This window comes from Rhodococcus sp. 27YEA15 (assembly GCF_049739425.1).
GTDB lineage: Bacteria > Actinomycetota > Actinomycetes > Mycobacteriales > Mycobacteriaceae > Rhodococcus_F.
The window spans coordinates 3,878,378-3,891,063 of sequence record NZ_JBMHHW010000001.1 but is presented as its reverse complement, the minus strand read 5'-3'; the positions used below and the strand labels follow the sequence as shown (position 1 = coordinate 3,891,063).

Annotated in this window: 13 protein-coding genes and 1 riboswitch; of the genes, 8 read left to right on the top strand and 5 right to left on the bottom strand. The window is 63.5% G+C overall.

Going from position 1 to position 12,686, the window contains the following annotated elements:
- Positions 1 to 36 precede the first annotated feature (36 nt).
- Positions 37 to 1,272, top strand: coding sequence for a formate-dependent phosphoribosylglycinamide formyltransferase (gene purT, locus ABH922_RS18125; protein WP_424808232.1), 1,236 nt, complete (start codon positions 37 to 39; stop codon positions 1,270 to 1,272).
- On the top strand, positions 1,269 to 1,751 hold the full coding sequence (locus tag ABH922_RS18120; RefSeq protein WP_424808231.1) for a DUF456 domain-containing protein: 483 nt from the start codon (positions 1,269 to 1,271) through the stop codon (positions 1,749 to 1,751). The genes purT and ABH922_RS18120 overlap by 4 nt, the downstream gene beginning before the upstream one ends.
- On the opposite strand, the gene ABH922_RS18115 is transcribed toward ABH922_RS18120, so the two are convergent.
- Together ABH922_RS18115 and ABH922_RS18110 are read right to left on the bottom strand one after the other, a co-directional pair.
- On the bottom strand, positions 1,655 to 2,527 hold the full coding sequence (locus ABH922_RS18115) for an amidohydrolase family protein (protein ID WP_424808230.1): 873 nt from the start codon (positions 2,525 to 2,527) through the stop codon (positions 1,655 to 1,657). The genes ABH922_RS18120 and ABH922_RS18115 overlap by 97 nt on opposite strands.
- A 492-nt stretch (positions 2,528 to 3,019) precedes the next feature.
- The gene (locus tag ABH922_RS18110) at positions 3,020 to 3,517 is read right to left on the bottom strand and encodes a hypothetical protein (protein WP_424808229.1); all 498 of its coding nucleotides are present in this window, start codon (positions 3,515 to 3,517) and stop codon (positions 3,020 to 3,022) included.
- 514 nt (positions 3,518 to 4,031) lie between these two features.
- Between ABH922_RS18110 and ABH922_RS18105 the strand changes: the two genes are divergently transcribed.
- The gene (locus ABH922_RS18105; protein WP_424808228.1) at positions 4,032 to 4,724 is read left to right on the top strand and encodes a hypothetical protein; all 693 of its coding nucleotides are present in this window, start codon (positions 4,032 to 4,034) and stop codon (positions 4,722 to 4,724) included.
- Between the two features lie 127 nt (positions 4,725 to 4,851).
- On the opposite strand, the gene ABH922_RS18100 is transcribed toward ABH922_RS18105, so the two are convergent.
- Entirely contained in the window at positions 4,852 to 6,246 is a 1,395-nt protein-coding gene (locus ABH922_RS18100; protein WP_424808227.1) for an FAD-dependent oxidoreductase, read from the bottom strand.
- 231 nt (positions 6,247 to 6,477) lie between these two features.
- Here ABH922_RS18100 and ABH922_RS18095 point away from each other — a divergent pair, with 231 nt between their 5' ends.
- The 3 genes from ABH922_RS18095 to ABH922_RS18085 all read left to right on the top strand — a co-directional run bounded on the left by ABH922_RS18095 (position 6,478) and on the right by ABH922_RS18085 (position 8,617).
- Positions 6,478 to 6,903, top strand: a complete 426-nt coding sequence (locus ABH922_RS18095; RefSeq protein ID WP_424808226.1) for a hypothetical protein — start codon at positions 6,478 to 6,480, stop codon at positions 6,901 to 6,903.
- 74 nt (positions 6,904 to 6,977) lie between these two features.
- On the top strand, positions 6,978 to 7,394 hold the full coding sequence (locus ABH922_RS18090) for a rhodanese-like domain-containing protein (protein WP_424808225.1): 417 nt from the start codon (positions 6,978 to 6,980) through the stop codon (positions 7,392 to 7,394).
- Entirely contained in the window at positions 7,391 to 8,617 is a 1,227-nt protein-coding gene (locus tag ABH922_RS18085; RefSeq protein ID WP_424808224.1) for an O-succinylhomoserine sulfhydrylase, read from the top strand. Before ABH922_RS18090 ends, ABH922_RS18085 begins: the two co-directional genes overlap by 4 nt.
- An 87-nt stretch (positions 8,618 to 8,704) precedes the next feature.
- Here the strand turns inward: ABH922_RS18085 and ABH922_RS18080 are convergent, their stop codons facing one another.
- Positions 8,705 to 9,523, bottom strand: coding sequence for an HAD-IIA family hydrolase (locus ABH922_RS18080; RefSeq protein ID WP_424808223.1), 819 nt, complete (start codon positions 9,521 to 9,523; stop codon positions 8,705 to 8,707).
- A 37-nt stretch (positions 9,524 to 9,560) separates the two neighbouring features.
- Entirely contained in the window at positions 9,561 to 10,328 is a 768-nt protein-coding gene (locus ABH922_RS18075; RefSeq protein ID WP_424808222.1) for a sulfite exporter TauE/SafE family protein, read from the bottom strand.
- A gap of 201 nt (positions 10,329 to 10,529) precedes the next feature.
- Positions 10,530 to 10,624: riboswitch (SAM riboswitch) on the top strand.
- A 247-nt stretch (positions 10,625 to 10,871) separates the two neighbouring features.
- Between ABH922_RS18075 and ABH922_RS18070 the strand changes: the two genes are divergently transcribed.
- Positions 10,872 to 11,843 (top strand): amino acid ABC transporter permease, encoded by a 972-nt coding sequence (locus tag ABH922_RS18070; RefSeq protein WP_424808221.1) that lies wholly within the window; start codon positions 10,872 to 10,874, stop codon positions 11,841 to 11,843.
- A complete protein-coding gene (locus ABH922_RS18065; protein ID WP_424808220.1) occupies positions 11,840 to 12,664 on the top strand; it encodes an amino acid ABC transporter ATP-binding protein in 825 nt (274 codons plus the stop codon). Before ABH922_RS18070 ends, ABH922_RS18065 begins: the two co-directional genes overlap by 4 nt.
- Positions 12,665 to 12,686: the final 22 nt, after the last annotated feature.

The following is a 12,686-nucleotide window of genomic DNA, read 5'->3' as shown; positions in this document are numbered from 1 at the left end:
CGACTCGACCATGCGGATCGACGATATAGTGCCACCATGCAGCTTGATTCGACCTCCTCGCACCTGCCCGTCCTGCCACTGCAATTCGGCACACCGCTGACCGATTCGGCAATTCGAGTGATGCTGTTGGGTTCGGGGGAGTTGGGCAAGGAAGTGGTGATCGCGCTGCAGCGGCTGGGCGTCGAGGTGATCGCGGTGGATCGGTATCCGAATGCGCCGGGGCATCAGGTGGCACATCGGTCGCACACGATCGACATGAGTGATCCGGACGCCCTGCTGGCGCTGATCGAATCCGAGAAGCCGCACTTCGTCGTCCCCGAAATCGAAGCGATCGCTACCGATGCGCTCGCACTGGCCGAGGAGCGTGGCGCGGCGGTGGTGATTCCCACCGCCAGGGCTACCCAGCTCACCATGAATCGTGAGGGCATCCGGCGGTTGGCCGCCGAGGAGTTGGGGCTTCCTACCTCTGCTTACGCGTTTGCCGACTCACTCGAGCAGGTGCAGGCCGCCACCGATCGCATCGGATTTCCCTGCGTGATCAAGCCGGTCATGTCGTCGTCGGGCAAGGGGCAGTCCACCGTCCGTTCAGCCGACGATCTGCCTGCGGCGTGGGATCACGCCATGGCGGGCGGGCGAGTCAACCACGGCCGTGTGATCGTCGAAGGATTTGTCGACTTCGACTACGAGATAACGCAGTTGACGGTACGTGCGATCGGCGAGAACGGTGCGGTGCAGACCTCGTTCTGCGATCCGATCGGGCACCTGCAGCAGTCCGGGGACTACGTCGAATCGTGGCAGCCGCAACCGATGTCCCAGCGTGCGCTCGCGGCAACTCACGACGTCGCCGAAAAGGTCACCACCGCGCTCGGCGGTCGCGGAGTGTTCGGCGTCGAATTGTTCGTCAAGGGCGACGACGTCTACTTCTCCGAGGTGAGCCCCCGTCCGCACGATACCGGTTTGGTAACTCTTGGTACTCAACGTCTTTCTGAGTTCGAGCTGCATGCTCGTGCGATCCTCGGGCTCCCGGTGGACACGACGCTCATCACCCCGGGCGCGTCCGCGGTCATCTACGGCGGCGTCGAGGCCGCCGGTATCGGGTTCGACGGGGTCGCGGACGCACTCGCGGTACCCGAGACCGATCTTCGTCTCTTCGGCAAGCCCGAGAGTTTCACCCGGCGTCGAATGGGCGTCGCGGTGTCCACGGCAGGCGATGTGGACACCGCTCGTGCTCGTGCGCGTGAGGCGGCATCGAAGGTGCATCCGATCGGATGAGTCCGGGCGCCGAGATCGTCGTAGGGCTGGTCATCCTCGTCGGCGTGATCGGCGTCGTCGTCCCGATCATTCCGGGGACGCTGCTGGTGTTCGGTGCGATTCTGCTGTGGGCGTTGATGACCGGAGGGACAACGGCCTGGGTGGTTCTTGCATTGGCGACGTTGGCGCTCGTCGTCACCGCAGTGGTGAAATACACCTGGCCGGGCCAACGGATGCGCGCCGGTGGCGTACCGAACCTGTCGGTGGTGATCGGTGGTGTCGTCGGCATCATCGGTTTCTTCGTGGTCCCGGTGCTCGGTTTGTTCCTGGGTTTCGTTCTCGGAACCTACGGCGCGGAACTCGCACGCCTACGCCGATGGGCGCCGGCGTGGTCGTCGACGCTTCACGCCGTGAAAGCGGTGGGGCTGTCGATGCTGGTGGAACTGTTCGGTGCGCTGATCGCGGCCGGGCTGTGGCTCGGCGCCGTCGTGCTGGTCTGAGCTGCTCCGTCCAGACCGGCTTCGGACGCCCGCATGCATCGATACCAGGAGCGGGCGTTGCCGCCCAACACAGCGGGCAGGTCATCGCCGACGGCGTCCGCGATCACGTCGAGGTCGTGCGTCTCGAACGCACGGCGAGCTCGACTGCCGGGCAGATCTGTTCCGAACATCAACGCCTCCGGGTTGACGGCGTGGATCTGACGCAGAACGGTGCCGACGTCGGAAATGGTGGTGCGGCCGAATCCGGTGGCTTTCACCCGCACCCCTCGATCGACGAGGTTGAGCAGGTACGGCAGCCCGCGGGTGGACATTCCGAGATGGTCGATACTGACCGCGGGCAGCTTGGCGAACACCGGTTCGAGTGAGAGCAGGAGCGTTGCGTCGACATAGAACTCGGCGTGCCAGCCGACCAGGTCGAAAGCCCGGTTCGCGAGGTCGGAGAGGAGTCGAAGGTCGGTGGCTCCGCGGCGAAGGTTGAACCGAACCCCACGGACACCGATGCTGTCCAGGGCGACGATGTCGGCGTCCGTCGTGTCGAGGGGTAGTGCCGTGATACCGACCCAGCCCGGACCCAATTCGGCCAGTGCAGCCTTCAGATATTCCTGGTCGTTGCCTTGGTACGACGCTGTGACGACGGCTCCACCGTCGATCCGTAACCCCGCGGTGGAGGCAACTCGGGCGCGGTAGTCGGCGACGGTGAACGGCTCCGGAAGGTACCCGTGATTCTCGACCAGCGGGAAGCGCGGGTCGATGATGTGAACATGGGCGTCAAACACGGTGTCTATTTTGCCTTGTGACCATGGGGCTGTGCACACACCCACCGGTCGGGTGTGATGTCAGTCGCTTTCCCTCTCATCCAGGTTGGCAGAACCTCAGTGTGTTCCCGGCCGGGTCGACGACACTGACGGTGGCACCACCCGGGCTGTCGTCCGCTGTCGCGGGGCGGCTTCGAGGGTGATGTTTTTGCCGCACACCTCGGAATTCGATGTCACTGTTGCCTGCTTGTTACGCTCCAGCCCACGATATTCGAGGGCCGCAAGCGGGGCGTGAGCACTCGGCGCGTTGCTGTTCGCGTTGCCGACAGCAGATAGCGTGAGCATCGGCGGTGCTCGATCAATCCGAGTTTCTCGTCCTACGAGAACGGCGAGTCGCACATCGAGATGCGCGTGCGAGCAGCTCGATGTGCGAAGACACGCGATCCGGCAGACCGCTGTGCAGTGCGCCGTGAGCGCGGGTGCCGATCGTTCGAGGTCAGCGGTGCCGGCTCGTCACAACTCGACCTTCTGCACATCGAGAATGTTTTCCTGCAGACCCCCGGCCTGGAGCCAATTCCTCTCGCCGGCCAGGGGCCAACGCTTGTATCGCCACGTGAGCGGGGCGTTGTCGCTCTCCCGAAGCAGGCGCCTGCCTTCGATTCGCCAGGCGACGGCGTTGTTCCAGTACGACATGTAGAGCAGGTCGAAGAGTCCTTCGTGGGACAACCACAAGCCGTCTTGATCCTGCAGGTATGTCCTGCCGCCTTGCTCGTAGGTGGTGAATTCCTGCGGCCGGTTCCGGGTGCTGCAGTAGCTCCGGTATGCGGGCGCCTCGTCAGTGAGCCTGCTCAACCACTCCCCGCCGATATCGCGTCCCGGAAGGCTCAGTGCGAGTTTGAACTTCGGCGCCACCGGATCTGACCGCTCGGGCCCGGCGCCGGTGCCGCTTTGCAGTAGCGCGCCTTCCGGATTCGGCGTCGGGCCTTCTGTTTCGGTTTCCATGTCACTCATCGTTGTCCTTTGGTTGTGTCGGTCGTGTCGGGTGGAGTGGGCAAACGGCGTCATCGACTGCGTCGACGCATGGGTAGTTCGGATTAATTACCAAGTGCACCATGCAACTTCGCCGGAGTTCGGGAGATCGGCGAACTGTAATGCCTGCTACCGGGAGCGTCCGGATCCGGGCTGGAGGGAAACGTAACAGACCGGATTCGCCGAGGTGACGATCTCGTTCGAGCGCGTCCACCGGTCGAATCACAAGACAAACCAACAGGATTCGAGGCGCATTCGAATCGAGTGGGAGAGTCGGTTTCGATCGCCGATCACGGCCGATCGGGTCGGCTCGAAGACTAGCATTCATCGGGATCGGCTTGACCGCCGTCGGGCAGATTTCACCCCCGGGTACATACTCGCGTCGGACACATCCGCTGCAGTCCTCCAGCTGGCGAGTCGGCGCGCGGCTTTCGTGCGACGGTTTCGATGTCGTGGCTCTTTCTCGGGCATCGATCGGCCGCTACTGTTGTCACCCGTGACCGATGACGGGGCGAGTAAAGGACCGGGAACTCGGCAGGCCGTGGTCGGCGAGTTGGCCGCAGCGCTGTGCGAGATCGAATGTGGGCATCCGGTGCGGGTGGCGGTGGACGGCGTCACCGCGTCGGGCAAGTCCACCGTGGCCACCGAGATTCAGCGGGCGATCACGAGTCTGGGCAGACCGGCCGTGCATCTGTCGATGGACGGCTTCCACCACCGACGTGCGGATCGGCATCGCCGCGGACGTCTGTCTGCCGAAGGGTACTACCTGGATGCCTACGATTTCGACGCCCTGATCGAGTACGTACTCGTACCGTGCGGGCCGGGCGGTGACCGCAGGATTCGACGAAGCATCATCGATCTGGCTACGGACACTCCGGCAAGTGACGTTCGTGAAGCGATTCCAGCCGAATGCGTCCTGATCGTGGACGGGACTTTTCTGCATCGAGAGCCGGTCGGAAGCAACTGGGATGCAACTGTCTTCGTCGACACCGATCTCGGTATCGCCCGCAGGCGTGGTGTCGAGCGTGATACCGATCTGTTGGGTGGGCGTGAGCAGGCGGAGGAGGCTTTCGATCAGCGATATCACGCGGCATCGAAGATGTATCTCGATGTGGTCCGGCCGGCGCAACAGGCAACAGTGGTCTTCGAGAACAACGACGTCGAGCATCCGGTGCTGCGACGCGGTTGACGAGCGGGGGATCGTTCATCGAGAGGTCATGACCGACATGGTGGTGGTCGGTGGGCATCCGTATCGCCCGAACCTGCTGTGCGCCTTGATCAACCCCGGGGGTTGATCAAGGCGCACAGCAGAACGGTCAGGCGCGATCGGGCTCGGAGGCCTTCAGCATGTCGTGACGCTCGACGACCTTGATGCGCTCGCGGCCTTCGGGCTCGCCGAGACTGCGCTCGTGGGCGTCGAGGCGGTACCAGCCCTGCCAGGTGGTGTACGGAACCTGCTTGCCTTCGAGGAACTCGATCACGGCGTTCTCGTCGGGGTTCGCAGCACCGGCGAAGTTCGCCGAATCCTCGAGCAGATTCGCGACGGTCTCGTTGGCGTCACCCTTGGTGTGACCGATGAGGCCGACGGGGCCGCGCTTGATCCAGCCGGTGACGTAGGTGGCCGGCATGAACCGCTCCGCACCCTCGGCGGTGTCGTCGGCCACGACGCGGCCGGCGTCGTTGGGGACGGTGCCTGCTTGCTCGTCGAAGGGCAACTGGTTGATGTTCTGGGAGAGGTACCCGACGGCGCGGTAGACGGCGGTGACGTCCCAGTCCTTGTACGTTCCGGTGCCCTTGACGTTTCCGGTGCCGTCCAGCTCGGTGCGTTCGGTGCGCAGCCCCACGACCTTGCCGTCCTCGCCGAGGATTTCGCTGGGCGATTCGAAGAAGTGCAGGAACAGCTTGTGCGGGCGGGCTCCCACGTCGCGGATTGCCCAGTCCTGCAAGGTGTTCGCCACCATGTCCACCTGCTTGGAGTTGCGGCGGGCCTGCTCGGACCCTTCGTCGTAGTCGATGTCCTCCGGGGCGACGATGACTTCGATGGTGGGGGAGTGGTCGAGCTCGCGGAGTTCGAGCGGAGTGAACTTGGCCTGAGCCGGTCCGCGGCGTCCGAAGACGTGGACTTCGACTGCCTTGTTGTTCTTGAGTCCCTCGTACACGTTGGCGGGGATCTCGGTGGGGAGAAGTTCGTCGCCGGTCTTGGCGAGAACCCGGGCGATGTCGAGTGCGACGTTGCCGACACCGAGGACGGCGACCTTCTCGGCTTCGAGCGGCCAGGTACGCGGAACGTCGGGGTGTCCGTCGTACCAGGAGACGAAGTCGGCGGCGCCGTAGCTGCCGTCGAGTTCGATGCCGGGGATGTTCAGGGCGCGGTCGGCGTTGGCCCCGGTGGAGAAGATGACGGCGTCGTAGAACGACTGCAGGTCGTCGAGGGTGATGTCGGTGCCGTAGTCGATGTTGCCGAGCAGGCGAACCGCAGGCTTGTCGAGCACCTTGTGCAGCGCGGTGATGATGCCCTTGATGCGCGGGTGGTCGGGGGCGACGCCGTAGCGGATGAGGCCGAACGGGGCGGGCATCCGCTCGAACAGGTCGATGCTGACGCCACGACCGGAGACTGCGGTGTCGGATTTCATGAGGGCGTCGGCTGCGTAGATGCCGGCGGGGCCGGCGCCGACGATCGCGACCCGGAGCGGACGATTGGAGTCAGTCATCGTGAGGACAGCTACCTTCTTCGGAGTTCGGACAAGTTCTCGATAATTTTCCAATTTAGCCGAACCTAAGCATGTGGCTGTCGGTTGCGGCCGATCGAGTCAACACTCCCACTCGAACGAGTGTGGGTAAACCCGTACTTTCTTCCTAGTCTCTCCCGCGTGTGCTGTCCTCGGGTAGGGGGCTGATCCTTGACGGGTCACAAACTCGCCTTGTGGGGGAGTATTGCCCTCATGAGTGACGAGCTTCGAGACCTTGACGCACACGAGCAGAAGAAAGCGTCGGCCGGGCCGTTTCTTCTCGCGGTAGGCATCGTAGGGGCCATCCTTCTCGCCATCGTCCTCATGGCGGTGTTCTCCCCGGCGGAGAAGAACGTCACCGAATCAGATCTGGTCTCACGCACGGTCACCGACTATGTCGATGCGGAGAACCAGAAAGACACCCCCACGGTCAACACGCTGACCTGCGCGAACTTCGACACGGACGCCGGGCCGCTGGTCGGTGCCGACGGGAAGGTCGAACTCCAGGGCGTCGACGACGTCACGTTCGACGGTGACACCGCTCGCGCCGACGTGCGGATCACCGGCGGCGGACAGGGCGAGCGGGTGTCTTCCTGGACGCTTACTCGCAGCGGTGACCGCTGGCTCGTCTGCAACTGACAGTCGAGGCAGGCTCGGGAAGGTCCGGCGGGTCACGTAAGCGCATCCGCAGCACTTGTGAAAACATGGTGGACGTGAGTTACGCAGGCGATCTGACGCCGGAGCAAGCGTGGGCGCTGCTCCTCGAAAACCCCGACGCCGCACTGGTGGACGTCCGGACCGACGCCGAGTGGAAGTACGTCGGAGTTCCCGACGTGTCCTCGCTCGGCCGCGAGACCGCATTCGTCGAATGGGTCAGCTATCCGACCGGTGCGCGCAATGACAACTTCGTCGACCAGTTGAAGGAAGCGGGGATCACCGAGGCCGGTGGTCCGGTGATCTTCGTGTGTCGCTCCGGACAGCGCTCGATCGGTGCTGCCGAAGCTGCGACGGCGGCGGGTATCGGCCCGGCGTACAACATGCTCGACGGCTTCGAGGGCGGCGTCGACGCCGAAGGTCACCGTGGAAACGTCGGTTGGCGGGCGAGCGGCCTGCCGTGGAGGCAGCAGTGAGTGGGATTCCCCAGGGCGGCGCGTTTTCGCGGGAGCTTCCCGAGGGCGTAGGTCCGGCGACGCTCGGTGTGCGCGGCGGTCTGATGCGTACCGGGTTCGAAGAGACCTCGGAAGCGGTGTTCCTCAACTCCGGTTTCGTCTACGAGAGCGCTGAAGCGGCGGAAGCCGCGTTCACCGGTGAAGTCGACCATTTCGTGTACTCGCGCTACGGCAACCCGACGGTGAAGATGTTCGAGGAGCGTCTGCGTCTGATCGAGGGAGCCGAGGCGTGCTTTGCCACCTCCAGCGGAATGTCGGCCGTATTCGTCGCTCTGGCAGCCCTGTTGGCAAAGGGCGATCGTCTGGTCGCGGCGCGCAGTCTCTTCGGTTCGTGCTTCGTGGTGTGCAACGAGATCCTGCCGCGTTGGGGCGTGGAGACCGTCTTCGTCGACGGTGAAGACAACCAGCAGTGGGAAAAGGCGCTCTCCGAGCCCACCACGGCAGTGTTCTTCGAGACCCCGTCCAACCCGATGCAGTCACTCGTCGACGTGCGCCGGGTCTCGGAACTCGCCCATGCTGCCGGCGCGAAGGTGGTGCTGGACAACGTGTTCGCGACGCCGCTGCTGCAGCGCAGCTTCGATCTGGGTGCGGACGTCGTCGTGTATTCGGGAACCAAGCACATCGACGGTCAGGGCCGTGTCCTGGGCGGTGCGATCCTCGGCCCGAAGGACTACATCGAAGGCCCCGTTCAGAACTTGATGCGGCACACCGGTCCGGCGCTGAGCCCGTTCAATGCGTGGACCCTTCTCAAAGGTCTCGAGACGATGCCGGTGCGTGTTCGGCATTCGGTGGCGTCGGCGCTCGAGATCGCCGAGTTCCTCGAAGGCCATCCGGGTGTGAAGTGGGTGAAGTACCCGTACCTGAAGTCGCATCCGCAGCACGAGCTGGCTCTCTCGCAGATGGGCGGCGGCGGCACCGTGGTCACCTTCGAGCTCGATGCAGCCGATGGTGAGGGCAAGAAGCGGGCGTTCGAGGTTCTCAACGGACTTCAGGTGATCGACATCTCCAACAACCTGGGTGACGCGAAGTCGCTGATCACCCATCCCGCTACCACGACGCACCGAGCCATGGGGCCGGAAGGTCGTGCAGCAGTGGGCATCACGGACGGTGTGATCCGTCTGTCGGTCGGGCTGGAAGATACGGTCGATCTGGTGAACGATCTCAGGCGTGCACTCGAGGGATAAGTCGCATGTCCCTTCGAGGACGCTGATCGGGGGCATTTCACGCTGACGTGAAATGCCCCGTCGTTATGCAGGCTGCCGTTGTGCGGGCTAGCTGTTCGGGGTGTTGCGGCGGAACGGATCGGAGGTCTTTCCGATGAGGTCGGCCACCGAGTCCAGGACGATGGTGGGCCGGTAGGGGTACAACTCCACCGAGGCGCGGGTGGAGATGCCCGTCATGACCAGGATGGTCTGTAGGCCGGCTTCGAGGCCGCAGACGACGTCGGTGTCCATACGGTCACCGATCATCAGTGTGTTGGCCGAGTGCGCCCCGATGGATCGCAGCGCCGACCGCATCATCAGGGCGTTGGGCTTACCGACGTAATACGGTTCGCGGCCGGTGGCCTTGCTGATCAGTGCGGCCACGGATCCGGTGGCGGGCAACGAGCCGTCTCGGGACGGGCCGGTGGCGTCGGGGTTGGTGGCGATGAAGCGTGATCCCCGTTCGACCAACCTGATCGCCGTCGTGATCGCCTCGAAGGAATACGTGCGGGTCTCGCCCAGGACCACGTAGTCGGGGTCGCTGTCGGTCAAGACGTAGCCGATGTCGTGCAGTGCGGTGGTCAGACCGGATTCGCCGACGACGTACGCGCTGCCGCCGGGGCGCTGACTGGCGAGGAACGTCGCGGTGGCCAATGCCGACGTCCAGATGGACTCCTCCGGGATGTCGAGGCCGGAATTGAGCAGACGTGCACGCAGATCCCGCGGAGTCCGGATGGAGTTGTTGGTGAGCACCATGAACGGAATCTCGTTGGCCGTCAATTCGGCCAGTAGGGTGTCGGCTCCCGGAACCATGTGCTCCTCGTGGACGAGAACACCGTCCATGTCCATCAGGTACGTCCAGCCGGTCTGTTCCTCTGTGGTACTCATGTGTCCAGTATGAGCGAGCGGGCCTGAATGTGGGCAGTCAAGCCAGTAGCCGCCACAGTCCGATCAGGCCGACGACGACGATGGTCGCGCGCAGTGCCGTGGGGGAGAGGCGACGTCCGTACCGGGCGCCGAGTACGCCGCCGACGAGGGAGCCTGCCGCAATCAAACCTACTGCTGCCCAATTGATCTGATCGAATCGTAACGTGATGTACATGGCAGCGGCGACGATGTTGACCAGGAGTGAGAGCAGGTTCTTCGCACCGTTCATCCGTTGCAGGGTTTCCGGGAGTATGGCTCCCATCACCCCGATCAGGAGAATGCCTTGGGCGGCGGTGAAGTAGCCGCCGTAGATGCCGACCAGGAATGTCCCGGTGGTGAGCAACGCGAGTCGGTTCGCCGAGAGGCCGGTTTCTTCCGTCGAGCGTTTCTTCGCCCATGCCTGGATGCGCGGTTGCAGGACCACCAGTGCCAGTGCGAGTACCAGCAGGATCGGCACGATGGTCTCGAACAGTTTTTCCGGCAGATGCAGCAGCAGCCAGGAGCCGAGCACCGCACCGACGACGGACGCGGGGATCTGCCAGCGGAGACGGTTCCATTGACCGGCCAACTCGCGGCGGTACCCCCAGGTGCCGGAGACTCCGCCCGCCACGAGTCCGACCGCGTTGGACATCGTGGCGGTCACCGGCGGCATTCCGAATGCCACCAGAGTCGGGAAGGTGATCAGAGTGCCGCTGCCGACTACGGCATTGATCGCCCCGGCGCCGACCCCCGCCAGCAGGATGACAATTGCTTCCAGTCCGTTCACTCGGCAGAGGCTACGGCAGCAGTCGAGGGCTTCGAGCGCCCGGTTGGGTCTGCTGTCGACAGGCAAAGAATTAAACACGGCCCACCGGTGATGCGACAGGCTTGAAATCAAGACGATTCCAATACTATTTTTCGACTATTGTTATTGCAGCACAATGCAATACAGAATTTGACGATCTTCGATTCTGCGTCTAGTCTTTGGGCACCATCCAGAGCGACCGAGAGACCTGGCTCGTCGACGTCGCAGCAACCCCCCGAGTGATCGGGTGCGGGTGCTACCGCCAGGACCGATGGAGGAGTCTCATGGAAACCACCTCGCACGCCGGGCACAGTCGTCGTCACATAGATCTGTGCCGAACAGCCTCCTGTCACTGTCGCTGAGTCGACAGCGCGGACCACGGCTCTTCCGGCCGGTCCACGGTGCCGCCCCGCAGTGAAAACCATCTTCCTCCCCGGCTCACCGCCCCGTGCTCGACGCGACGGCGTTCGACGAGCTGCACTCGAAAGGCCTGTTCGCGATGTCCACCCACCCCCGGAGCTCACAGTGAGTGCGCCCACCGATGTTCGCAGCAAAGAGTCGGAGTACGAGAATCTGCCCGATTCCGAACTGGTAGTCGCCAGGACCTGGCATCCGGGCCAATGGGTGGTCAGTGTCGTAGTGCTGGTGCTGCTTGCGCAGTTCATTCACGGATTGGCCACCAACCCGGGTTGGGACTGGCCGACATTTGCCCAGTACTTCACGGCGAAGTCGGTACTGGCAGCGTTGTGGATGACCGTCAAGCTGACGTTGTGGGGCACGGTCCTCGGATTCGGAATCGGTATTTTCCTGGCGATCGGCCGACTGTCGAACAACCCCGTGCTTCAGGTGATTTCCTGGACGTACATCTGGGCTTTCCGCTCGATCCCGTTGATCGTGCAGTTGCTGTTCTGGTTCAACATCACCTACCTCTACCAGAGCTTGTCACTCGGAATCCCCTTCGGACCCGAATTCTTCACGTTCCAGGTCAGCGGTGTGATCGGCGGATTCACCGCCGCCGTCATCGGGCTGGCGCTGCATCAGGCGGCGTACTCGGCGGAAATCATTCGCGCCGGCATCATCTCCGTCGATCAGGGGCAGATCGAAGCGGCGCACTCACTCGGGATTCCGCGGGCCCGACAGTTCTTCAAGATCGTTCTTCCCCAGGCCATGCGTGGCATTCTCCCGAACGCCGCCAACGAGGTCATCGGACTGTTCAAGGGCACCTCGATCGTGTCCACCATGGCGATCGCCGAACTCTTCTACCAGGTCCAGGTGATCTTCGGACGCAGCGGCCGCGTGGTACCGCTGCTGATGGTCGCGACCATCTGGTACATCATCTTGACAACATTGCTCTCGATCGCCCAGTACTACATCGAACGGCACTATGCCCGCGGCTCGGCACGTTCGTTACCACAGACGCCGTTGCAGAAGATCCGAAGTAAATTCGTCGAGATCCGCGACGCGCGCCTCGACATTCCGAGAGGCGCTTCCCGATGAGCACAGAACTGGTCGACGGTACCGCAACCGAGGTAGTTGCAACCGCAGTAACCGAGGACACCGCGTATGCCGTGGAGGCACGCGGGATTCACAAGTCGTTCGGAACCCTGGAAGTACTTGCCGGCGTTGACCTGTTGGTGCGCAAGGGCGAAGTGACCGTGATCCTGGGGCCGTCCGGATCCGGTAAGTCGACGCTACTGCGTACCCTCAACCACCTCGAGAAAGTCGATCGGGGAACGGTGCGCATCGACGGTGAGCTGATCGGCTACCGGCGCAAGGGAAACCGACTGCACGAGTTACGTCCTCGAGAAGTTCTCAAGCAGCGTTCGCACATCGGTTTCGTATTCCAGAATTTCAATCTGTTTCCCCACCTGACCGCCCTCGAAAACGTGGTGGAGGCGCCGCTGTCGGCGCAGAAGCGTGATCGGGACGAGGTGTATCGCGAGGCGCGAGCATTACTCGAGCGAGTAGGAGTGGCGGACAAGGCCGATCAGTATCCGCGTCAACTCTCGGGCGGGCAGCAGCAGCGCGTCGCGATCGCCCGGGCACTGGCGTTGCGGCCGGCCGTCATCCTCTTCGACGAACCGACGTCGGCGCTCGACCCCGAACTGGTGGGCGAAGTGCTCGAGGTACTGGCGCAACTGGCCCGCGACGGTGCGACGTTGGTGATCGTCACTCACGAGGTGGGGTTCGCCCGCGAGGTGGCCGATACCGCGGTCTTCATGGACGGCGGCGTCATCGTCGAACAGGGCCCACCCTCCCAGGTGATCGACAACCCTACCCACGAACGAACGAAAGCTTTTCTCTCCCGCGTTCTCTGACGCGCACTCAGTTTGTTTCCCG